The following is a 22,929-nucleotide window of genomic DNA, read 5'->3' as shown; positions in this document are numbered from 1 at the left end:
CGTGCCCGAGGGCCGGACCGCGTCGCGTACGCGCTGCGCGAGGGCTGATCCGACGGCGGCCGTGGCCCGATCGGGCAGGCACCGCTACCCGGACCGCTGCCCCGGCCGCTGCTGCCGGTCGGGGTGGCGGCGGCCAGGGTTGCGGTGAGGAGGAGCATCCGGATGCCGTCGGCCCGCCCCCGGCGTGCGCGGGGGAACCGTCCGGGGGGACACGGTGCGACGACGCGTTACGACCCAGGGCCCGCTGCGGCGGTCGTTCCTGGCGCTGCTCTCGACGGCGCTGGTGGCGGCCCTGCTGGTGGCCGTCTCGGCGGCGGTCCGCCCGGGGCGCCCGGAGCCGATGGCGCCCGCCGCGGCCGAACCGGCGCCCGGGCGGATCGCCTACACCTCCGAGGACCAGGAGCACCGCGCCCTGGCCCTGGCCGACGGCGGCCGGCTGACCGCGCTGCTCGGCGCCGCCCAGGCGGGCGACGACTGCCAGCCGTCCGCCCGCGGCGACACGGTGGTGTGGGTGAGCGACCGCAGCGGCACCGGTGAGAGCCTGCTGTGGCGCCAAGGCGCCGGGCCGGTCAAGGTGCTGCTGGAGCGGCCGGGTTGGCGGCTCAAGCACCCGGTGCTCTCCCCGGACGGCGCCTGGGTGGCCTTCACCTCCTGGCAGCCGGGCGCGTCGGACCCGAGCCGCGACTGGTGCCGGCAGACCTCCCTCGCCGATCCGGACACTCCGGGGGCCGACGGCGCCGACCGCACGGCCTCGATCTGGGTGGCCAGGACCGACGGCGGCGAGCTGCGCCGCGTGGTGGTCGGCGGCGGCTGGGCGAGCTGGTCGCCGGACGGCGGCGCGCTCGCGTTCGAGCGCGGCGGGAAGCTCTTCCGGGTCCCGGTCGCGCCCGGCGGCACGGCGGTGCCCGTCGACACCGGTCCGGACCCGGCGCACCGGCCCGCCTGGGAGCCGTCGGCCGGGGCCGGGCACGACCGGATCGCCTTCGTCACCGTCCAGGGCGGCTACCAGGAGCTGGCGCTGGTCCCGGCGCGGGGCGGGGCCGTGCGGCCGGTCGCCCGGGGGTCCCGGAGCGAGTGGGTGAACAGCGACGTCGCGTGGTCGCCGGACGGCGGCGCGCTGGCCTTCCTCTCCGACGGCGTCTTCCGCGTCGATCCGGCGGGCACCTGCCCGGCCTGCCCCGGCACGGCCGTGCTGGACGGCGTCAACAACACCGTGGAGTCGGCCGGGTGGTACACCCCGGCGGGCGGGACGCCGACGGTCCTCGTCACGCGGCTCACCGAGTACGTGCCGCGGATCGAGGGCGTCCACCCGGCGCCGCCGCTGGACCGGCTGGACCTCAGGCCGCAGGCGGTGGACGGCACGGAGAGCACCGCCGACCCCGCCTGGTCGCCGGACGGCCGACGGCTCGCCTTCACCCGGACGGAGTACGCCCAGGGCAGCCCGGCGCCCACCGCCGGCCGGCCGCCGACCCGGGTCATGGTCGGCGACGCGACGGACCCCTCCCGCGCCACCGCGCTCGCCGGACAGGGGATCGACCCGGCCATGGACCAGATCGAGCCGGCCTGGTCGCCCGACGGCAAGCGGCTCGCCTTCGTCCAGACCACCCGGAGCTGCACCGACTGCGTCCAGGGCACGGCCGACCGGATCCTCGTGGCCGACGTCTCCGGCGGCGTCGACAAGGCGAAGGTGGTCCTCACCGTCCCCGCGCGCACCCGGAGCGGCTACAACTGCACCTCCACCGACTCCGACCCCGCGTGGTCGCCGGACGGCAGCCGGCTCGCGTTCTCGCGGGCCGGCACGTGCACGCCGATCATCCACCTGGCGGACCTGCGCGAGGCCCCGGCGCTCGCCGCCATCAGCGGCGTGCGGCACCTCTGGTCGGTCGAGGCCGGCGCCGGGGGAGACCAGCGGGACCTCACGGCCGCCCAGTGCGGCGACCCCGACTGCCCCGTCCTCGACGAGCGCCCCGCGTACGCGCCGGACGGCGGCGGGCTCGCCTTCGCCCGGAAGCTGCTGGCCGCCACGCCCGACCCGAACTCCCCGCCGCCCTCGTGCACGTCCGGCTTCTGCCCGCCGCCGAACGGCCCGCCGCGCGCGACCAGCCCGCTGCGCGTCCTGCTGGAGCTCGGCCCCGACGGCGCGAGCTGCCACGGCGTCATCCCGCCCGCCCCGACCTGCCGCACCCTCGGCCCGGTCAACGGCTCGCCGCCGCAGCCGGTGGCCTTCTACCAGCCCGCCGACCCCGCCTGGTCGCCCGACGGCAGGCAGCTCGCCTTCGACACCGGGATCCGCAACGGCGAAACGCTGTCCGGGCGGATCGCGGTGGCCGACGCGGCGACCGGGACCGGGCAGGTCCTTCCCGCGCGCTACCTCGCCGATCACCGGCGCCCGTCCTGGCAGCCCACCGCCGACCTCGCCGTCGCCCTGACGGCCGCGCAGCCGCAGGTCTCCCTGGGCGGCACGACCGAACTGACCCTCACCGTCACCAACCTCGGCCCCGCCCCGGCCAAGGGCGTCACCGCCGGACCCGCCCTGCCCGCCGGGCTCCAGGCGGTCGGCGTCCCCGTCCCTTCCCAGGGCACCTGCCCGGCCTCGATGCCGTACCACTGCGCGCTCGGCGGCCTGGCGAAGGGGGCGAGCGCCACCGTCCGGCTCACCGTCAAGGGCGTGGCGACCGGCGCCCAGCGGGCCACCGCCCAGGCGGGCGGCGACGTGCTCGACCCGAGGACCGAGAACGACCAGGCGGAGACCGTGGTCACCGTCCTCGCCCCCGGTCTCGCCGTCACGGCCACGGCGACGCCCGGGTCCGTCCGGCCCGGCGAACCGGTGACGGTCGCCTTCACCGTGCGCAACCAGGGCGACGGGACGGCCTCCGGCGTCACGCTGACGCCCGTGGTGCCGGCCGGGCTGCGCGTCGTGTCCGCGACGCCCGCGTGCCCGTCCACCGGCTGCGTCCTCGGCGATCTCGGGCCGGGCGCGCAGACGGTGGTGGAGGTCGTGGTGACGGGTGACGCGGCGTTCGGCGGGCAGGTCACGGGGACGGTGACCAGCTCGAACGGGGAGCCGGTGACGGCGGGGGCGGGCGTCGTGATCACCGATCCCGGAACGGCGACGCCCACGGCCACGCCTACGCCGACGGCCACGGCGCCGCCGCCGACCGGCACGCCGACCGCGACGCCCACCGGCACGCCGAGCGCCACCCCGCCCGACACGCGCTCGCCCGAGCTCGTCGTCACCGCCGCCGCCGACCCCGCGCTGATCCGCGTCGGGCAGCGGGCCACCGTCACCCTGACCGTCCGCAACGGCGGTGCGGTCCCGGCGGGCGGCGTCGTACTGACACCCGCCGTGCCGTCCGGGCTGCACGTCGAGCAGGGCTGTCCGCCCGCCGGCTGCGTGCTCGGCACGCTGGCGCCCGGGGGCGAGGCGAGCGTGGCCGTCGTGGTCACCGGCACCGCCGCCGGGAGCGCCACGGTGACCGGCACCGCGACCGCCCAGGGCCGGAGCGCCGGCGCCACGGCCACCCTGACCGTCGTCGACCCCGCCGTCACGCTCGACCCGAAGGTCGGCCCGCCCGGGCTCGTCACCCTCGCCCACGGCACCGGCTTCCCGCCCGGCGCCGCCGTCCGCCTGCGCTGGAGCGCGGGCGTGACCGCGGCCGCAGCCCCGGTGACCGCGGCCCCGGACGGCACCTTCACCGCGCCCGTCCTCGCACTCGCCCAGGACACCCTCGGCCCGCGCGAGCTGATCGCCACGCTGCCCGACCTGCCCGCCCTCGGCGAGGTGCGCACCGGGTTCGTGGTCGTGCCCGGCGTCCTCCAGCCCCAGCAGTACCAGGAGCGGCGGTGACACGGTGATCCACGAGGTCGACGAATCGCTGCGCACCCTCGTCCGGACCGAGGCCCTGGACGGCACGGACGTCGAGCTGGTCTTCGACGCGCCCACCCGCGACTGGGCGGCCCGGCGCAACACCCCCACCGTCAACCTCTACCTGTACGACATCAGGGAGGACCTGCGGCGCGGCTCCCGCGGGCGGCAGAACGTCTACGACGAGCAGGGCACGGTCGTCGCGCGGACCCTGCCGCCCCGCTACTTCAAGCTCTCGTACCTGATCAGCGCCTGGACCCAACGGCCGGAGGACGAACACCGGTTGCTGTCCGCGCTGCTCGCCTGCTTCCTGCGGCACACCGCCCTGCCGGCCGACGCCCTCGGCCCCGCGCTCGCCGCCACCGGGCTGCCCGTCCCCGTCGGCATCGCGCTGCCGCCACCCGAGGACCGGGCCTTCGCGGACGTCTGGACGGCGCTCGGCGGGGAGCTCAAACCCTCGCTCGACGTCGTGGTGAGCGCGCCCTTCGCCGTGGCCCCGGTCTACCGGGCCGGACCGCCCGTCCAGGAGGGCCTGGTGCTGCGCAGCGGCGAACTCGCGCCCCCCGCCGGGGAATCGGCCACCGTGCACGCCGCGCCGCGCCGACGGAGGGTGCGATGACCGGCCCCGGCCTCGCCCACCTGCTGGAGCGGCTCGCCCTGGTCGAGGAGCGGGTGCGCCGGGCCGTCACCGCCCGCCGCGCCACCGACCCCGAACCGGACGACCTGTTCCGCGGCCTCTACCTCTCCGACGAGACGGTGCGCCGGCTCCTCGACGAACCGTCGGCCGTCCCCGCCCCCGACGCGGTGGACGCCGAACGGCTGGCGGCCGTCGAGGAGCGGGCGGACGCCGCCGAGCGGGCCGGCCACACCCTCCGACTCCGTTTGCTGGCCGTGGAGTTCGACCTGAATCCGCTCGACACCGAACTCCTCCTCGTCGCCCTCGCACCCGACCTGGACAGCCGCTTCGAACAGCTCTACGGCTACCTCAACGACGACGTCACCCGCCGCCGGCCCACCGCCGGGCTCGCCCTGGCGCTGTGCGGCGCCCCGGCCGCCTCGCCCGCCGCCCGCCGGCGGCTGGACCCGACCGCGCCCCTGGTGGCCCGCGGAGTCCTGCTCGTCGAGGAGACCGAACGCCCCTTCCTCAGCCGGTCGTTGCGCGTGCCCGACCGCGTCGCGGCGCACCTGCTCGGGGACGACACCCCCGACCACCGGCTCGCCGACCTCCTCACGCCACTGGAACCCGGACAACCGGGCACCCCGGCCGCCCCGCTCGGCGCCGCGCTGGCCGGCGGCCTCGCCCTCGCCTACCTGCGCGAACCGCCCGGCGGCTCGGCCCGCACCCTCGCCGCCGACGCGCTGCGCATCGCCGGGCGCCGGGCACTCGCCCTCGACCTCGGGCAGCTCGCCCGCGACCCGGCCGCGCCCGGGGCCGTCGTCGCGGCCGGCCGGGAGGCGGGCCTGACCGGCGCCGGGCTCGTCGCCGGTCCCGTGGAGGCGCTCGCCGCCGAACGTCCCGCACTGCTCCGGGCGTTGGCCGCGCTGCCGTGCCAGGTGCTGCTCACCGGGCGCGTCTCCTGGGAGCCCGAGTGGTCGTCGGCCGTGCCGCTCCTGGTGGACGTGGCCCGCACCGGCGCCGCCACCCGGGCCGCACTGTGGCGGGCGGCGCTGGGCGGGGCACCCGTCGACCACGACGCCGCCGCCGCCTTCGTCCTCACCCCCGACCAGGTGGAGCGCGCCGTCCGGACCGCGCACCAGCAGGCCGTCCTCGCCGGGGGCCCGCTCACCGAGGACCACCTCCTGCACGGCGCCCGCGCGCAGAACAGTGCTGGGCTGGAGCGCCTCGCCCGGCGGATCCGGCCCACGGTCGGCTGGGCCGACCTCGTCCTGCCCCCGCCCGTCCTGGCCCGGCTGCACGAACTCGCCGCCCGCGCCCGGCATCGCGACCGCGTGCTCGGCGACTGGGCGATGCGGCCCGGCGGCGGGCGCGGGCGCGGCGTCATGGCGCTGTTCGCGGGCGACTCGGGCACCGGGAAGACGATGTCGGCCGAGGTGATCGCCGGCGACCTCGGCCTCGACCTCTACACCGTCGACCTCGCGACGGTGGTCGACAAGTACGTCGGCGAGACCGAGAAGAACCTCGAACGCATCTTCACCGAGGCCGCCGGGGTCAACGCCGTGCTGCTCTTCGACGAGGCCGACGCGATCTTCGGCAAGCGCTCCGAGGTCAAGGACGCCCACGACCGCTACGCCAACGTCGAGAGCGCCTACCTGCTCCAGCGGATGGAGTCCTTCGACGGCCTGGCCGTCCTCGCGACCAACCTGCGCGCCAACCTCGACGACGCCTTCACCCGCCGGCTCGACCTGGTCGTCGACTTCCCCCGGCCCGAGGCCGGCCAGCGGACGGCGCTCTGGGCACGCTGCCTCGGGCCCGCGCTGCCGCGCGCCGACGACCTCGACCTCGAATTCTGCGGCAGCGCCTTCGAGTTGGCCGGCGGTGACATCCGCTCCGCCGCCGTCACCGCCGCGTACCTGGCCGCCGAGGCCGGCCGCCCGGTCGCCATGGCGGACCTGATCGCGGCGGTGGCGCGGGAGTACCGGAAGCTGGGGCGGCTGTGCCTGGAGAGCGAGTTCGGGCCGTACCACGCGCTCACCCGGCTCGCCGCGTAGTGCCCGTTCGGGCAGCAGGGGGTGTCCGGTCGGCACGTCGGGTGCTCCTGGCGGTCGGTGCGGGCCGGGGGCAACTCTGGTGATGACGACTGTGGTTGGGAAGTGATGGGATGCGCGATCACGAACTCGGGGCCGATCAGCTCGCCGGCGCCGGGCCCCGGGCCGAACGGGCTCCGCAGGACCACGCCGGGCTGCTGCTCCGGGCGGCCGCGGGCGGGCGCGCGGGCCTGCTGGGAGCGGGCGGTCTGCTCGGGCTGCAGCGTGCGGTGGGCAATGCCGCCGTCGGCGCGGCGCTGGAGGAGGAGCGTGCGCCGGTCTCTCCCGTGCACGACGTCGTCGCGTCCGGTGGCAACGCCCTTGACGGGGAGGTGCGTTCGGACATGGAGGCCCGCCTCGGCCACGACTTCGGCGACGTCCGCGTGCACACTGACAGTGCTGCCCACGACTCCGCCAAGGCCGTCAACGCCCATGCCTACACCGTCGGTTCGCACATCGTCTTCCAGCGCGACGCCTACGACCCCGGCTCCCACCAGGGCCGTACGACGCTCGCCCACGAGCTCACCCACGTCGTGCAGCAGCGCTCCGGTCCGGTCGACGGCACCCCGGCGGCGGGCGGCATCGCGGTGAGCGACCCGGGCGACCGCTTCGAGCGGGAGGCGGCGGCGACGGCCGAGCGGGTGATGGCGGCTCCTGCGGTCCAGCGGGACGTGGAGGAGGAAGAGCCCTCGGTGCAGGGCCTGTTCGTGCAGCGGACGGAGGCGCCCGAGGAGGACGAAGCAGCCGCGTCCCAGGACAGTTGAGAGGCCGCCGCACGTGAAGGCCGTCCCGGAGCGCGCCGACGACCAGGCGGTGGCCCCTGCACGCGCGCCGGCCACCCAGCACGGGGACGGCCCGCCGCCCGCACGGGGGAGGCTCGACCCGCACGCGCTGCGGCGCCTCCAGGCGGGGGCGGGCAATGCAGCGGTGTCCCGGCTGGTCGCGCAGCGGGCGGCGCAGCCCGTCCAGCGCCTCGCCTCCGGCCTCCCGGAGGCACCCGCGAAGACCCAGCCGCAGGACGATCCCCGCTTCCGCGCCGCCGCCGGCGAGATCCGCGCCAAGGGCCGGGCCCTCGCCGGACATCCCCCGCCCGCTGCCGAGGCGCGTGCGGCACAGGACGCCGCCGTCGCCCCGGCCGACGACCGGGAGGCGCAGGCCAAGGCGGCGCAGGTCGGCCGGATGGACGCCGCGAAGCCCGGCGCGTTCGACAAGGCCGCCTTCGTGGCCGCCGTGGAGCGGGCGGTGGCCGCCCAGGCGCCGAAGAACCTCGACGAGGCCGACTCCTTCGCCTCCTCCGGCCGGGCCGACGGGATCAGGAGCCAGGTGCTCGGTCAGGTCACCGCCGGCCGGCAGGCCTCGGCCCGGGACGTCGCCGAGCGGGCGGCCGAGCCTCCGGACCCGTCCCGCGTGCTCGAACGGCCGGTCACCGCCCTGCCCGAGCGCCCCGCCGCCGTCGCCCCGCCCGCTCCCGACCCCGCCGCGATGGCCGTCGCCCCGGCCCCGCCCCCGCAGACCGACCTCTCCGCCACTCCGCAGCGCACCGACGCCACCATGGCCGAGTCCGGCCTCACGCCCGCCCAACTCGCCGCCTCCAACGAGCCGCAGTTCGAATCCGCCCTCGCCGCCAAGCAGGCCGCCGACCACCACGCCGCCACCGCCCCTGCCGCCCTCCGCGCTGCCGAGCAGCAGAAGGTGGCGGCCGAGCGTTCCGCCGCGTCGGCGCTGGGGGCGGCGGGGATGCAGGGAATGGCGGCGGCCCGGACCACGACCGGCGCGCACGTGACGGCCGGCCAGGCCGCCGCCAAGGCCCGCGACGAGGAGGCGCGGGCGAAGGTCTCCGCCGAGCTGAAGGCCGTCTACGACGGGACGAAGTCCGATGTCGACAAGCTGCTCGCCGACCTCGACGGTCAGGTGGGCGCCGCCTTCGACCAGGGCGAGGCCCAGGCCAAGGCGGCCTTCACCGCCGACCACCAGGCCCGGATGCAGCGGTACAAGGACGAGCGGTACGCCGGGGTCTCGGGCGCGGCGCGGTGGGTCGCCGACAAGTTCACCGGCCTTCCGGCGGAGGCGGGCCAGATCTTCCAACTCTCGCGCGCCCTCTACGAGTCCAGGATGCGTGCGGTCATCTCGGACGTCGCCGATCTGATTGGCCGTCAACTCACCGCCGCCAAGGCGAGGATCGCGCGCGGACGGGAGGCGACCGCCGGGATCGTCGCCCGACAGCCGCGCGAACTCCAGCGCTTCGCCGCCGACGCGGCCCGGGAGTTCGGCGGGCGGTTCGCGGAGCTGGATTCGGCCGTCGACGACAAGTCCAAGGCCCTGGTGGACGACCTCGCCCAGCGCTACACCGCCGCGCGCAGCGCCGTCGACGACGAGATCAAGGCCCTCCAGGCCGAGAACAAGGGCCTGCTGGACGCCGCGATGGACGCCCTCGCCGAGACCGCCGCGACCGTCAAGCAGCTCGCCGACCTGCTCGCGGGCGTCGCCTCGCGAGCGGCCGGCGCGGTGCAGCGGATCATCGCGAAGCCGATCGAGTTCCTCGGCCACCTCGTCGACGCCGTCAAGTCCGGCGTCCTGGGCTTCGCCGCCCGGGCCGGCGAGCACCTGAAGCAGGGCCTGAAGGACTGGCTGCTGGGCCGGTTGGCGGCCGGTGGCATCGAACTCCCGGAGGCTCTGGACGCCAAGGGCATCCTCAAGCTCGTCCTGTCGGTCCTCGGCCTGACCTGGGCCAACATCCGGGCCCGCGTGGTGCGGCAGATCCCGGAACCGGCGATGCGGGCGCTGGAGGGCTCCTTCGAGATGGTCCGGGTCCTGATGGCGGAGGGCGTCGGCGGCCTGTGGCGCTGGATCCTCGGGAAGCTCGGCGACCTCAAGGACACGGTGATCGGCGCGATCAAGGACTTCGTCCTGGAGAAGATCGTCACCGCCGGCGTCACGTGGATCGTCTCCCTGCTCAACCCGGCCTCCGCCTTCGTCCGGGCGTGCAAGGCGATCTACGACGTCATCATGTTCTTCGTCCACCAGGCCGCCCGGCTCAAGGACTTCGTCGACACCGTCCTGGACTCGATCGAGGGCATCGCGGCGGGCGCCGGAGGCGGCATCCCCGCGAAGATCGAAGCGGCCCTGGCGAAGGCGCTGCCCCTGGTCCTGGACTTCCTCGCGAGCCTGCTGGGCCTCGGCGGCATCTCGGAGAAGATCCGGGGCATCCTGGAGAAGGTCCAGGCCCCGGTGACGAAGGCCGTCGACTGGGTGATCGGCAAGATCGTCGCGGCGGGGAAGAGCCTCCTGGGCAGGGCGAGGAGCAAGGCTCAGGGGGAGGACACCCCCGAGGGGAAGCAGCGTCGGCTGGATCGCGGGGTGGATGCGGCCGCGCGGCTGCTCGGACGGGTCTCCGGAAGTCCAGTAGGCATCAAGGCGATTCCGGTGCTGTTCGCCGGGATCAAGTCGAGATACGGGATGACCGAACTCGTTCCAGCGGTTCGGAACGGCGCGTGGTCGGTGCGCGGGGCGGTGAACCCGACCAAGTCGGTCGACACCTCGTCGGCCGCGCGGATGGCCCTCGACGTGAGTGACATCGAATTCGGCCAGAGCACGCCGACCGTGGCACAGGTGTGGATGTGCGGAGAGTTCGTCGGGACGTTCAGATCCGGTGGCGGCCTGCACGCCGAACAGCGCGCCATCGCGGCGATCCGTGCGAAGGGCTGGACGGGAATTCGCGAATGGCCCGTCGGCAGGGTGATCAGGATGGACATCAGCCGGTCCCCGTGCGGTCCTGGAGTGCCGGATCTCGCCGACAACCGGAATCACGACTGTGCACACGCCCTTCAGACGGCCGCCCGGGAGCAGAACGCCCGCCTGACGCTGCGGCTGGCGAGCCTCTACGAAGGGCGTGACCATCAGGCAGGGCAATCCGTGGCGAACATCCAGATGCTGCTCGAAGAAGGTCATCGGGTGGAGCCGTGGAACATCCTGGAAGAAATCAACAAGGGTAGGCACGGCAAGCTCACGATGGAATCCCTGACCCCCGAAGTCCGGGTCAGGTTGGCGCGGAAGGCCGAGATCGTCAACGAGGCGATCGATGCCGTCGGCGGAAGTGCGCGTGCTTGAGGACCGATCCATGTGCTGATTGCCCGATCGGGCACGGGGGGAGACCCGATAGGCCGTACCGGCGGTCATGACCTTGGTCGCCCCGGGACACCAGGCTGGGCGTGGCCGGTTGGGTCCGAAGGGGGCTGAGGGATGCCGTCGTATTTGTCGCCGGGCGTCTACGTCGAAGAGGTCGAGGCGGGTTCGCGTCCGATCGAGGGGGTCGGGACGGCGGTCGCGGCGTTCGTGGGCCTGGCGCCGTGCGGGCCGCCGAACACGCCCACGCTGGTGACCAACTGGAGCCAGTACACCCGGGAGTTCGGGGAGTTCGCCGACGGCTGCTACCTCGCGCACGCGGTCTACGCGTACTTCCTCAACGGCGGCGGTGTCTGCTACGTCGTCCGGGTCGGCGGCGGGAACGCGGCCGCGCCGCCGTCCCCGGGGCCGGCCAAGCGCCGGGGAGGCAAGGCCACGCTCGGCGGGTTCCAGGTCGCCGCGTTGCCGGGTGCGGGCGAGGGGTTGTCGGTCGAGGTCGCGGACGCCGCCGGAGAGTCGCCGGGCGAGGACGCGTTCACGCTGCGGGTCAAGCGCGGCGAGCAGGTCGAGGAGAGCTTCGACGTGTCCGCGAAGCGGGGCCAGCGCACCTACGTGGTGGCGGTGGTCCGGGAGCGTTCGCGGCTGATCGCCGTGGAGGAGGCCGGCGCCCAGGCCGCGGCCCGTCCGGCGAACCAGGAAGTGGCCCTCCCGGCGGCCCCCGCGCAGCCGCAGCCCGTCGGGAGCGCCCCGACGCCCGCCGAGTACGTCGGCAGCGCCGACGACCGCACGGGCCTCGGCGGCCTGGAGGCGGTGGACGAGATCACGATGGTCGCCGTCCCCGACCTGATGAGCGCCTACGAGCAGGGCACGCTGGACGCCGACCAGGTCAAGGCGGTGCAGCACGCCCTGATCGCGCACTGCGAGCTGATGGGCAACCGCGTCGCGATCCTCGACCCCCTGCCCGACCTGACCCCGCAGCAGGTCAAGGAGTGGCGGACGGTCGGCGCCGGCTACGACTCCAAGCACGCTGCCCTGTACTACCCGTGGCTGAAGGTCGCGGACCCGTCCGACGGCCGGCTGCGGTTCGTGCCGCCGAGCGGCGCGATGGCGGGCGTGTGGGCGCGCAACGACGAGAGCCGGGGCGTGCACAAGGCACCCGCGAACGAGGTGGTGCGCGGCGCCGTCGACCTCGCCGTCAACCTGACCAAGGGCGAGCACGACCTGCTCAACCCGATCGGCGTCAACTGCATCCGGGCCTTCCCGGGCCGGGGCATCCGGGTCTGGGGTGCGCGCACCCTCTCCTCCGACCCGAGCTGGCGCTACCTGAACGTGCGCCGGCTCTTCAACTACCTGGAGGAGTCGATCCTGATCGGCACCCAGTGGGTGGTGTTCGAGCCGAACGACGACGCGCTGTGGGCGCGCATCCGGCGGACGATCTCCGCGTTCCTGGTGAACGAGTGGCGCAAGGGCGCGCTGTTCGGCCTCACGCCCGAGGAGGCGTTCTACGTGAAGTGCGACCGGGAGACCAACCCGGCCGAGGGCATCGACGCCGGGCAGGTGATCTGCGAGATCGGCGTCGCGCCGGTGAAGCCCGCCGAATTCGTGGTCTTCCGGCTCTCCCAGTTCTCCGGCGGGACGAGCCTCGTCAACGAGTGAGTACCCGTCGGCGGGTGAGTACTCGTCGACCAGTGAGCAGCGAAAGGCGGTTGGCGCGCGATGGCACTTCCCGACCAGGACAGTTCGGTCGGCCACTCCTTCGGCCTGGAGTTCGACGGCGTGGTGATCAAACAGATCAGCGAGGTGACGGGCCTGAAGATGGAACAGGACGTCATCGAGCTCAAGGCGAACACCGCGGACGGCAAGTACGTGGTCAAGAAGCTCCCCGGCCGGCCGAAGGCGGGCGAGGTCACGCTGACCCGTGGCCTGACCGGCGACAGCAGCTTCGAGAAGTGGATCAAGGACTCCCGCTTCGGCAAGATGGCGCAGGTCAGGAAGGGCGGCGCGATCATCGTCTTCGACTACGAGGGCAACGCGATCAAGCGCTACAACCTCGTCAACGCCTGGCCGAAGAGCCTGGAGATCGGCTCGCTCAAGGCCGGCGACACCAGCGTGCTCACGGAGAAGATCGTCATCACGTACGAATCCATGGACGTGGCTTGAGGCGGCCCTGATGCGACGACAGATGGCCACGGCGGCGGCGCCGGTGGAGCGGCAGGCCGGGGAACGGGCGGCAGCCGAACCGGTCGCAGAGAAGCGGGAGCCGATGCGGACCGAGTTCGCGTTCGAGCTGCCGCGCGGGTACCTGGACGACTCCGGACAGGTGCACCGCTCCGGCGTCATGCGGCTCGCGACGGCCCGGGACGAACTGGTGCCGCTGCGGGACGACCGGGTGCGGGAGAACCCCGCGTACCTCTCCGTGGTGCTCCTCGGGCGGGTGGTCACCCGGATCGGGGGCGTCACGGACGTGCACGCGGGCGTGATCGAGGACCTGTTCGCCTCCGACCTGGCGTTCCTCCAGGACTTCTACCGCCGGATCAACGCCGAGGGACACACCCGCGCGCAGGTCACCTGCCCGTCCTGCTCCTGCGACTTCGCGGTCGACCTCGCCGGCGGCCGCCTGGGGGAATCATGACGTACGCGACCGAGCGGTTGTACGAGGAGGTCGCGTACGTCGCCTACCACTTCCACTGGCCGCTGGACTCGATCCTGGACCTGGAACACCCCGAACGGCTGCGCTTCGTCGCACAGATCGGCCGGCTCAACGCCCTGGCCGCGCAGGGACGGTGAGGCGGCGGTGTGGGGGTGGCTGAGGAGGGGGCGGTCCGTCGGCCCTGGGCCGGTGCCGCAGTCGGTGCGGCAATCGGCGGCGCAGGCGGCGGCACGGGGCCCGAGGGGCGACTGGCGCGAGGTGCCGGTGCAGCGGCTCACCTTCGGCGCGCCGGAGCTCGTCACGGACCCGGCGGGCTTCCGGGACGGGCTGACGAGCCGGCAGGACCCTTCCTTCCTCGGGCCGCTCGGTCACCTCGTCCACCCGGCGGCGCCGGGCGGGACGGGGGACGGGCTGGTGCGGCCGGCGGGCGGTGCGGGCGGTGCGGGCGGTGCGGCGCGGGAGGCGGGGGCGGAGGCGGCTGGGCCGGATCCGTCGTCGGTGTCGGCTGGGGTGGTCGTGGAGCCGTCGGTCGTGGAGCCGGTCGTTGCGGGGCCGTCGGGCCTGGAGTCGCCGCTCGTGGAGCCGGTGGTTGTGGGGCGGTCGGTCGTGCCGTCATCGGGCGTTGAGCCGTCGATCGTGGAGCCGGTGGTCGTGCCGTCGGCGCCGGGTGCGGCCATGACGGTGGTCGCGCGGTCGGTCGAGCAACTGCCGGTGCGGAAACTGGCGACCGCCGGAGTGCCGGAGCGGCCCCTCGTCGGCGAATCGGCGCCTGAGGCGGCAGTGACGGCAGCGATGGCAGCAACGGAGGCGCCGGCGGTTCCGGCGGTGCCGGTGCAGCGAGTCGAGGAACCGCAGCGGAGGGAGGGCGGACCGTCGACGATGCCGCCTCCCGCCGTGCAGCGGTCGGCGCAGGCGGGACAGCGGGCGGCGGATGCGGTACCCCCGCCGAGCCGCCGGTTGGGCCTCGGCGCACCGCTCGCGTCTCGTCCCGCCGTGCAGCGGGCGGCGGAGGCGGGCGGCTCCGGAACCCTTCCGCCGGTTCGGGTGACTCCGAGTGGCAACCCGGGACTGCCGCACGTCTCACGGCGGTCGGGCGGGCTCGGTGCGCCGTTGCCGGGTCCGTCGCCGACCGTGCAGCGGGCGGCAGGAGAGGCGCAGCCGGTCGGGGCGCAATGGGAAGACGCCCCGCCGCCGATGGTTGCGGCGGTCGGACCTCCCGGGACCACGGCGTCGGTACGGCCGGACGACGAGCCTGCGCCCGAGCCGGAGTCCCTGCCCATGGCACCGTTGGTGGGCGAGGTGCCGGTCGTAGCGGCGAACCCGCCGGTTCAGCCGGAGCATTGGTCGGGCGACGTCGCAGTGCCGTCGGCGAGCGGAGCAACGCCGCCGGCGGCAGGGATGGTTGGTGGTTCGGGGGCCCGGAATGAGTCGGGTGCGCCGGTCCAGCGTTCGGCCGGATCGGAGGACGCGGGGTTCGTGGCGCCGCTGGTCGGTGGCTCAACGCCGGCGGTGATCAGTGGAGTTGGTGAGCCGACGTCGGGTGCGGCGGCCGGTCCGGAAGGTGCGGGGCTCGTGGCGCCGCTGGTAGGCAGCTCAACGCCGTTGGGAGTTGGCGGAGTTGGTGGGCCGACGTCGGGTGTGCCGGTGCAGCGCTCGGCCGGGCCGGAAGGCGCGGGGCTCGTGGCGCCGACGGTCGGCGACGGGGTGCCGGCGAGTGGCGGGGGTGCGTCCGTGGCGCTCCCGAAGGCCGCCGATGTCGCCGCCGATGTCGCCGCCGGTGGAGCGCACGGATCTCCCCAACTGCCCGTGAAGCCCGTGAGGTTGCAGCGGATGCCGCCCCCGGAGGGTGAGTCCGCCAGTGTCGCCGACTCGGCCGTGATCACCGGGAGCGCACCGAGCATCGGGCTCGTCGGTGAACGTGGGCTGGAGCTTCGTTCGGCTCCCACGCCGCAGGCGGCTCCTCCCGGCGCTGTGACGGCCGAGCCGAGTGCCGTCCCGGTCGTCTGGGCACCGGCCGCCCGCGTCGAGCCGGCCGGCGCCGTTCGCCGAGCGGACCCGTCGACGCCCGTCCAGCGCCGTACCTCCCCACTGCTGCCGTTGCAGGGTCTCGGCGAGAACTACCAGGCTGCGGCGCCGCCCGGACCTCCACCACCGGTCAGGGCTCCCGCCGACCCAGGGACGGTCGCCGTGGCCGCGGGCATCGCCCAGCGGATGCCCGACGGGTCCGTGGTCTTCGCGCCGCCGGCCCCGCAACCGGCCGAGCCGCCGTCACCCGAACCGCCGCCCCCGCCCGTCCAGCGCGCGGAAGCCCACACCACGGCCGCACCCACGGCCGCACCCACAGCTCCACCCCCCGCCCCACCCGAAAGCACCGACGAGCTCGTCCGCCGCCTGATCGACCCCCTGGGCCGCCTGCTCCGGGCCGAGCTCCGGCAGGACCGCGAGCGCGCCGGCCTCCGCTTCGACACCCACCCCTACCACTGAGAGGAGCCCCGCGATGGCCGATGACGACCCGGCGGTGAGCGTGTGCTTCATCGTCGAGATCGACGACTTCAAGCTCGGGACGTTCAACTCCTGCGAGGGGCTGGGCTGCGAGGTGGTGATGGAGCAGCGCGAGGAGGGCGGCAACAACGGGTACGTGTGGCAACTCCCGTCCCGCATCAAGTACTCGAACATCAAGCTGACTCGTCCCGTCACCAAGGACACCGAGAAGGTGACCCGCTGGATCGCGGGCATGGTGTCCGGGGTGACGCGCAAGACCGGCCACATCAGCGCGATGACGGCGGACGGCCGGGTGGTCGCCCGGTGGAGCCTGCTGGACGTGGTGCCGGTGCGCTGGCAGGGGCCGTCGCTGAGCCCGGAGACGCCCAAGGTGGCGACCGAGACGCTGGAGATCGCGCACCACGGCTTCCTCGACCCGGACCGGGCCTGAGGCCACGTCCGACGGCCCGATCGTCCGACGGCCCGATCGTCCGACGGCCCGATCGTCCGACGGCCCGATCGTCCGACGGCCCGAGAGTCCAACGGCCCGACAGCCCGACGGCCTGAAAGGAGAGCAGCATGCCGTCCTCACCCGTGGTCTTCTCCGCCGGCGCGACCGGCGGGGGTCCGGCCGGTGCCCGGCCGAAGCTGGAGCGGGCGTACCTGGAGCTGCGCCATCCGCCCGCCGACGGCGGCACGACGACGCCCGGACCCCGGATCGACAAGATCGACTTCCAGTTCAACCCCCGGGAGCTCGCTCTCGCCAAGTCCGCGAAGTGGGAGCGCAAGACGTCGAAGGGCGCCCGGAAGGCGGGGCCGGTCGAGTTCAAGGGGGCCGAGCCCAGCAAGCTGTCGCTGGAGATGTTCTTCGACACCACCGATCACCCCTCCGACCGGGTGGTCAAGGCGGTGGAGCAGCTGTTCGCGTGCTGCGTGCCGACGGCCCAGAGCCACGGCAAGCAGCAGGGCGTACCGCCGTGGGTGATCTTCCACTGGGGCGGGCTGACCGGGTTCCTCGCGTACGTGAGCCAGGTGCAGGCCAAGTACACGCTGTTCACGGCCGGCGGTCTGCCGGTGCGCGCCGTGTGCCAGGTGACCTTGGAGGAGATCAGCGGCGAGCTCCCCGGCCAGAACCCGTCCTCGGGCGCACTCGCCGCCCGCCGTGTGCACCGCGTCGTGGCGGGGGACACCCTGGCCCTGCTGGCGTGGCGCGAGTACGGCGATCCGGCGGCCTGGCGGGCGATCGCCGAGGCGAACGGCATCGACGATCCGATGCGGTTGAGCCCCGGCACCGAACTGCTGCTGCCCGGCGCGGAGGAGATCGCGGACGGGAACGGCCCGATGAACCGCGGGAGGCGCTGACCATGGCCGGTGAGGCCTTCGTGAACACGCTCGCCGTCGAGGTCGGCGGGCAGCCGCTCGCCGCTGCCGTCGCCGAGCTCCTCGTCTCCGCCCACGTGGACGGCAGCCGCCACCTGCCGGACCTCTTCGTGCTGCGCTTCCGCGACCCGCACCACCTGGTCCTGGCCAAGGCGGGCCTGACGATCGGCGTGCAGGTGAAGCTGTTCGCGCGGGTCGCCGACGACCCGCAGCGCGAGCTGCTGGTGTCCGGGGAGGTCACCGCGCTGGAGGTGGACGCGGACGCGACGGGCACGTTCACCGTCGTCCGCGGGCTGGACCACTCGCACCGGCTGCTGCGCGGGCGCCGGGTGGTCGGCTACCGGCAGATGACGGCCTCCGACGTCGCGACGGCCGTCGCGTGCCGGGCCGGGCTGCGGCTCGGCACGGTCGACGCGACGACGACCGTCCACCCGCACCTGGCCCAGGCCGGGCTCACCGACTGGGAGTTCCTGGGCCGCCTGGCCGTCCGGTCGGGCCGGGAGGTGGCCGTGGTGGACGGCCGGTTCCACTTCCGCCGTCCGACCCCGGCCGCCGGTGCGCCGGGCACGTCGACGTCCGTCCGGGCCAGCCCGTTCGTCCTGGAACTGGGCCGCAACCTGCTGCGCTGCCACGCCGTCGTCACGTCCGCCGACCAGGTGCGGGAGGTGGAGGCGCGCGGCTGGGACGTGCAGGCCAAGCGCGCGGTGGTCGCGCACGCGCCGGCCGGCGCCAGTGACCTGCTCGCGCTCGGACTGACGCCGGCCCGAGCCGCCGAGCCCTTCGGGGACGCGGCGTTCCTGGCCGTCGACGTCCCGTTCGGGGCGCAGGCCGAGGCGGACCGGGCGGCGCGCTCGCTGGCCGCCGACCTGGCGGCGTCGTTCGCGGAGCTGTCGGCGGTGGCGATGGGCATCCCCCGGCTGCGGGCGGGCAGTGCGGTGACGCTGACGAACGTCGGGACGCCGTTCGAGGGCAAGTACACCGTCACCGCGGTCCGGCACGTGTTCGATCCGGGGGTCGGCTACCAGACGTGGATCACCGTGAGCGGCCGCACCGACCGCTCGCTCCTCGGCCTGACGGCGGGCGGGGGCCGGCCCCGGGACCGGGTGGCGGGGCTGGTCAACGCGACGGTGACGGACACCAGGGACCCGGAGCACCAGGGCCGGGTGCGGCTGGCGTTCCCGTGGCTCTCGGACGACTACGTCAGCGACTGGGCCCGGACGGCGCAGTCCGGCGGCAAGGGCGGGGGCGGGGTGTTCGGCCCGGAGGTGGGGGACGAGGTGCTGGTCGGCTTCGAGCAGGGCCTGGTGGACCGGCCGTACGTGATCGGCGGGCTGTACAACGGCGAGGACCGGCCGTCCCGGCACGACGTGGAGGCGGTGGACGGGACGAGCGGCGCCGTCAACCGTCGCTCGCTGGTGTCGCGCAGCGGCAACCGGCTGGAGCTGCTGGACGCCGCCGCCGGCCCGAAGGGCGTCCGGCTGTCCACCGGGGACGGCAAGGTGACGCTGCACCTGGACGGGAAGGCGACGTCCGTGGTCGTGCACAGCGACGGCACGGTGGAGATCGAGGCCAAGGAGAAGGTGACCGTCAAGGCCGCGCAGGGCGTCAGCGTCGACGCCGGGCAGGGGAAGCTCGAACTCGCCGGGGACTCCGTACGGGTGACGGCCCGCTCGGGGGTCCAACTGGACGGCGGCGCGGGCGCGGTGAAGCTGCAGACGCAGGGGCAGGTCGACGTCAGGGGCGCGACCGTCGGCGTGTCCGGGACGGCGAGCACCGAGATCAAGGGCGGCGCGACCTGCTCGATCAGTGCCGCCCTCATCAAGATCAACTGACCTCCGATGACCGACCTCCGATGACTGACCTCCGATGAACGAGGACGAGCGAAGGAGCACCACCGATGCCACCTGCCGCCAGGGTCGGGGACCCGACCGGGCACCCCGGCGTGCTCGCCCCGCCCGGGATCCCCACCGTTCTCATCGGCGGGCAGCCCGCGGCCGTCGTCGGCACGCCGCACGTGTGCTCCTTCCCGCCGCCCGCCGTCCACCCGCCGAGCGCCGTCGCCCCGCCGTGCTGCCCGACCGTCCTGATCGGCGGCCTGCCCGCGGCCCGCGCGGGCGACCTCGCGGCCTGCGGCGCGCCGATCGTCGGTGGCTGCCCGACCGTGCTGATCGGCGGGTGAGGGTGATGGGACGTCGGTTCATCGGTGCGGGATGGGCCTTCCCGGTCCGCACCGACCCGACCGGGTCGATCGCGCTGGTCGCCCAGGAGCGCGAGGTCGAGGAGAGCATCCGTCTGATCCTCTCCACCGCGCCGGGCGAGCGGCCGATGCGCCCGCTGTTCGGCTGCGCCATCCACGACCACGTCTTCGCGCCCGCCGACAGCGCCACCGCCGGTCTGATCGCCTACGAGGTGCGGCTGTCGCTGGAGCGGTGGGAGCCGCGGATCGACCTCGTGGACGTGGTCGTCGGCTTCGACGCGGTCGACTCCGGCACGCTCTGGATCGACGTCCGCTACGCGCTGCGCGGCACCAACGACCCGCGCAACCTCGTCTTCCCGTTCTACGTCATCCCCGCGCACGGCCCTGACGGCCCCGACGGCCCTGACGGCCCCGACATCGCCGACGTCCCCGACCGCCCCGACCACCCGGGGAGCCCCTGATGCCCCTGCCGCAGCCCAACCTGGACGACCGCCGCTTCCAGGACCTCGTCGACGAGGCCAAGCGGCTCGTCCAGCAGCGCTGCCCGGAGTGGAGCGACCACAACGTCTCCGACCCGGGCGTGACGCTGATCGAGACCTTTGCCCACATGGTCGACCAGCTGATCTACCGGCTCAACCGGGTGCCCGACAAGAACCACCTGGCCTTCCTCGACCTGATCGGGGTCCGCCTGCTCCCGCCGGCCGCCGCCCGGACGGAGGTCACCTTCTGGCTCTCCGCGCCACAGGAGCGGACCGTCCCGGTGCGGGCCGGAGCGGAGGTGGCCACCGTGCGGACCGCGACCGAGGAGGCCGTGGTCTTCTCCACCGTCCGCGAACTCGCCATCCTCCCCTGCGCGTTGACGCACCTCGCGACCGCCTCCCAGGGCGCCCCGGTGGACCGCGACGCCGACCTCGCCGACGGCCGCGGCGTCGCGTGCTTCGCCGCCGTCCCGGTGCCCGGCGACGTCCTGCTCTTCGGCCTCTCGCAGGCCGTGCCGCACTGCCTCGTGGCGCTGCGCCTGGAGTTCCCGGTCAGCGGGCACGGCATCAACCCCGACCACCCGCCGCTCGCCTGGGAGGCCTGGACCGGCGACGGCTGGGCGGGCTGCGCCGTCCAGCGGGACACCACCGGCGGCTTCAACCGGCCCGGCGACGTCATCCTCCGGCTGCCGCCCGACCACGCCGCCTCGGTGGAGGCCCGCCACCGGGCCGGCTGGCTGCGCTGCCGGATCACCGCGCCGGTCCCCGGCCGTCCGTCCTACTCCGCGACGCCGGTGCTGATCTCCGCCGAGGCGTTCACGGTCGGCGGCACCACGACCGCCGTCCACGCGGAGCGCGTCGAGGGCGAGGCCCTCGGCCGCTCCGACGGGCTGCCGGGCCAGACCTTCATCCTCGCCCGCCCGCCCGTGGTCGCCGGCGGCGAGCCGGTCACCGTCGAGACCACCGGCACCGACGGGACGCAGGAGTGGCAGGAGGTGGAGGACTTCGCCCGCTCGACCTCCGAGGACCGCCACTTCCGGCTCGACCGCAGCACCGGCGAGATCGCCTTCGGCCCGGCCGTGCGCGAACCCGACGGCACGCTCCGCCGGTACGGCGCGGTGCCGCCCGAGGGCACGGCGGTCCGGGTCCGCGCGTACGCCACCGGCGGCGGGCGCCGCGGCAACGTCGCCCGCGGCGCGCTGGCCGTGCTGCGCACCTCCGTCCCGTACGTGGCCCGGGTGGAGAACGCGCGGGCGGCGGAGGGCGGCGTCGACGGCGAGGACGTCGCGGGTGCCCGGCTGCGCGGCCCGATCGTGCTGCGCACGCGCCGCCGGGCCGTCACCGCCGAGGACTACGAGGAGCTGGCGCGCGAGGCCGCGCCCGCCGTCGGCCGGGTGCGCTGCGTCGCCACCGAGACCGGGCCGGACGCCGGCGGGGTGCGGGTGCTGCTCGTGCCGAACGCCGAGGACGACGGCGAGGGCCGCCTGGCCTTCGCCCAACTCGCCTGCTCGCAGGAGTTGTTGGAGCAGGTCACCGGCTACCTGGACGAACGCAGGCTGCTCGGCGCGCGGCTGCTGGTGGAGCCGCCGCACTACCAGGGCGTCACGGTCGTCGCCGCGCTGAGGGCCAGGCCGCGCAGCACGCCGGGCGCCGTGCAGCGGGCCGCGCTGGCCGCGCTCCACCGCCACCTCCACCCGCTCACCGGCGGGCCGGACGGCACCGGCTGGCCGTTCGGCCGCCCGCTGCACGCCGGCGAGGTCTTCGCCGTGCTGCAGCGGGTGCCAGGCGTCGAACTGGTCGAGAGCGTCCGGTTGTTCCCGGCCGACCCGGAACACGGCCACCGCGGCGAGGCCACCGACCGGATCCACCTCGCCCCGCACGCCCTGGTGTTCTCGTACGAGCACCAGGTCCGCGTCGCGGCGGAATGAGGACGGATGCCGACCCGGTCGCACGGACGCGGTCCCGTCCCGGACCTGCCCAGCCGCCACCCGCTCGGGGCGCAGCTTCCCGGCGTCTACGCCGACGACGGGGACGGCGCGGGGGAGAACCTGTTCCTCCAGCGCTTCACGGGCGCGCTGGACGAGGTGCTCGCGCCGGTGCTGTGCACGCTGGACAACCTGGCCGCGTACTTCGACCCCCGGCTCGCGCCGCCGGACTTCCTCGCCTACCTGGCGCAATGGGTCGGCGCGCCGACCGGGCCGGACCTCCCGCCGGAGCGGCGGCGCGCCGCCGTCGTCCACGCGGCGGCGCTGCACGCGGTGCGCGGGACGCGGGCGGGGCTGGCCGCACAGCTGCGGCTGGTGTTCGGGGTGGAGCCGGAGATCGACGAGAGCGGCGGGGCCCGGTGGTCGGCCCGGCCGGACGCGGCGCTGCCGGGGGAGGCCGCGCCCCGGCTGGTGGTGCGGCTGCGGGTGCCGGATCCGGCGGTCGTGGACCTGCGGGCGGTGCGGGAGCTGGTGGCCGCCAACCGGCCGGCGCACGTGCCGTTCACGGTCGAGGTGGTGGCGGCGCGGCCCGGGAGGGCCGAGGAGGAGGACGGGCACCATGACGACGTGTGAGCACTGCGGTCAGCCCTGCGCGCGGGGCGAGGACTTCTGCGGCGCGTGCGGGGCGTACCTGTCGTGGGAGGAGGAGCCACGGGAGACGGCCTCTGCACCTGCTCCTTCGCCTCCCGCTTCCGGGCCCGCGCCAGCCGTCCTGCCCCGCCCGTCCGGGCCTGCCCCTGCCGTCCCGCCCCGCCCGTCCGGGCCTCCGTCCGCACCGCCTGGGGTTCCGGCCGCTCGACCGGAACCCGCCGCCGGGGCCGAGGCGCCGGTACCGGCATCGACACCGGCGAAACCTCGCCCGAAGCCCCGCCCGAAAGCCCACCCGAGACCCGAGCCGAAAGCCCGGCCGCACGCCGTCCAGCCGAAGGCCGTCCAGCCGGGCGAGGAGTCCGCGCCCCCGCCGCCGCGCCCGCCCCCGCCCGGGGGCCCGCCCGCGCGCTGCGCCCCCGCGCCCCGCTAGGGGGGCCCGGGCGGGCCCCCCCCGGGTCCCCCCCGCGCGGCGC

The 22,929-nt window shown here is 75.1% G+C and carries 18 protein-coding genes; 17 read left to right on the top strand and 1 reads right to left on the bottom strand.

The window, feature by feature from the left end; all coding sequences use genetic code 11:
- The first annotated feature begins 214 nt into the window (after positions 1-214).
- The 9 genes from ACFV4G_RS21340 to ACFV4G_RS21300 all read left to right on the top strand — a co-directional run bounded on the left by ACFV4G_RS21340 (position 215) and on the right by ACFV4G_RS21300 (position 13,480).
- Complete coding sequence (locus tag ACFV4G_RS21340; protein ID WP_380442643.1) at positions 215-3,847, top strand: hypothetical protein; 3,633 nt, start codon at positions 215-217, stop codon at positions 3,845-3,847.
- 4 nt (positions 3,848-3,851) lie between these two features.
- Entirely contained in the window at positions 3,852-4,484 is a 633-nt protein-coding gene (locus tag ACFV4G_RS21335) for a DUF4255 domain-containing protein (RefSeq protein WP_380442641.1), read from the top strand.
- Positions 4,481-6,535 carry an ATP-binding protein gene (locus tag ACFV4G_RS21330; protein ID WP_380442638.1) on the top strand — a complete coding sequence of 685 codons (2,055 nt, stop codon included), beginning with the start codon at positions 4,481-4,483 and terminating at the stop codon, positions 6,533-6,535. Before ACFV4G_RS21335 ends, ACFV4G_RS21330 begins: the two co-directional genes overlap by 4 nt.
- A gap of 110 nt (positions 6,536-6,645) precedes the next feature.
- On the top strand, positions 6,646-7,335 hold the full coding sequence (locus tag ACFV4G_RS21325; protein ID WP_380442635.1) for a DUF4157 domain-containing protein: 690 nt from the start codon (positions 6,646-6,648) through the stop codon (positions 7,333-7,335).
- A gap of 13 nt (positions 7,336-7,348) precedes the next feature.
- Complete coding sequence (locus ACFV4G_RS21320; RefSeq protein ID WP_380442633.1) at positions 7,349-10,678, top strand: hypothetical protein; 3,330 nt, start codon at positions 7,349-7,351, stop codon at positions 10,676-10,678.
- Between the two features lie 132 nt (positions 10,679-10,810).
- Positions 10,811-12,349 carry a phage tail sheath family protein gene (locus ACFV4G_RS21315; RefSeq protein WP_380442631.1) on the top strand — a complete coding sequence of 513 codons (1,539 nt, stop codon included), beginning with the start codon at positions 10,811-10,813 and terminating at the stop codon, positions 12,347-12,349.
- A 60-nt stretch (positions 12,350-12,409) separates the two neighbouring features.
- Positions 12,410-12,853 (top strand): phage tail protein, encoded by a 444-nt coding sequence (locus ACFV4G_RS21310; RefSeq protein WP_380442630.1) that lies wholly within the window; start codon positions 12,410-12,412, stop codon positions 12,851-12,853.
- Positions 12,854-12,863: 10 nt separating this feature from the next.
- Positions 12,864-13,325 (top strand): hypothetical protein, encoded by a 462-nt coding sequence (locus tag ACFV4G_RS21305; RefSeq protein ID WP_380442628.1) that lies wholly within the window; start codon positions 12,864-12,866, stop codon positions 13,323-13,325.
- Positions 13,322-13,480, top strand: coding sequence for a DUF6760 family protein (locus tag ACFV4G_RS21300; RefSeq protein WP_380442626.1), 159 nt, complete (start codon positions 13,322-13,324; stop codon positions 13,478-13,480). Before ACFV4G_RS21305 ends, ACFV4G_RS21300 begins: the two co-directional genes overlap by 4 nt.
- Before the next feature lie 231 nt (positions 13,481-13,711).
- On the opposite strand, the gene ACFV4G_RS21295 is transcribed toward ACFV4G_RS21300, so the two are convergent.
- Positions 13,712-14,020: a hypothetical protein gene (locus tag ACFV4G_RS21295; protein ID WP_380442624.1), complete on the bottom strand. Its 309-nt coding sequence runs from the start codon at positions 14,018-14,020 to the stop codon at positions 13,712-13,714.
- Between the two features lie 1,294 nt (positions 14,021-15,314).
- Between ACFV4G_RS21295 and ACFV4G_RS21290 the strand changes: the two genes are divergently transcribed.
- The 8 genes from ACFV4G_RS21290 to ACFV4G_RS21255 all read left to right on the top strand — a co-directional run bounded on the left by ACFV4G_RS21290 (position 15,315) and on the right by ACFV4G_RS21255 (position 22,438).
- A complete protein-coding gene (locus tag ACFV4G_RS21290) occupies positions 15,315-15,827 on the top strand; it encodes a hypothetical protein (protein ID WP_380442622.1) in 513 nt (170 codons plus the stop codon).
- A 13-nt stretch (positions 15,828-15,840) separates the two neighbouring features.
- Positions 15,841-16,275 (top strand): phage tail protein, encoded by a 435-nt coding sequence (locus tag ACFV4G_RS21285; RefSeq protein WP_380442621.1) that lies wholly within the window; start codon positions 15,841-15,843, stop codon positions 16,273-16,275.
- A gap of 128 nt (positions 16,276-16,403) precedes the next feature.
- Complete coding sequence (locus ACFV4G_RS21280) at positions 16,404-17,186, top strand: LysM peptidoglycan-binding domain-containing protein (RefSeq protein WP_380442616.1); 783 nt, start codon at positions 16,404-16,406, stop codon at positions 17,184-17,186.
- Between the two features lie 2 nt (positions 17,187-17,188).
- Positions 17,189-19,036 carry a VgrG-related protein gene (locus tag ACFV4G_RS21275; protein ID WP_380442610.1) on the top strand — a complete coding sequence of 616 codons (1,848 nt, stop codon included), beginning with the start codon at positions 17,189-17,191 and terminating at the stop codon, positions 19,034-19,036.
- Between the two features lie 65 nt (positions 19,037-19,101).
- Positions 19,102-19,383: a PAAR domain-containing protein gene (locus tag ACFV4G_RS21270; protein WP_380442607.1), complete on the top strand. Its 282-nt coding sequence runs from the start codon at positions 19,102-19,104 to the stop codon at positions 19,381-19,383.
- Between the two features lie 5 nt (positions 19,384-19,388).
- Positions 19,389-19,862 (top strand): GPW/gp25 family protein, encoded by a 474-nt coding sequence (locus ACFV4G_RS21265; protein ID WP_380442604.1) that lies wholly within the window; start codon positions 19,389-19,391, stop codon positions 19,860-19,862.
- A complete protein-coding gene (locus tag ACFV4G_RS21260; RefSeq protein ID WP_380442601.1) occupies positions 19,862-21,808 on the top strand; it encodes a putative baseplate assembly protein in 1,947 nt (648 codons plus the stop codon). The genes ACFV4G_RS21265 and ACFV4G_RS21260 overlap by 1 nt, the downstream gene beginning before the upstream one ends.
- Positions 21,809-21,814: 6 nt before the next feature.
- Positions 21,815-22,438 carry a phage tail protein gene (locus ACFV4G_RS21255; RefSeq protein ID WP_380442598.1) on the top strand — a complete coding sequence of 208 codons (624 nt, stop codon included), beginning with the start codon at positions 21,815-21,817 and terminating at the stop codon, positions 22,436-22,438.
- Positions 22,439-22,929: the final 491 nt, after the last annotated feature.

The organism is Kitasatospora sp. NPDC059747, assembly GCF_042732955.1.
Taxonomy (GTDB): Bacteria; Actinomycetota; Actinomycetes; order Streptomycetales; family Streptomycetaceae; genus Kitasatospora.
The sequence above is the reverse complement of the archived record's forward strand: the minus strand, read 5'-3'. Positions and strand labels throughout refer to the sequence as shown.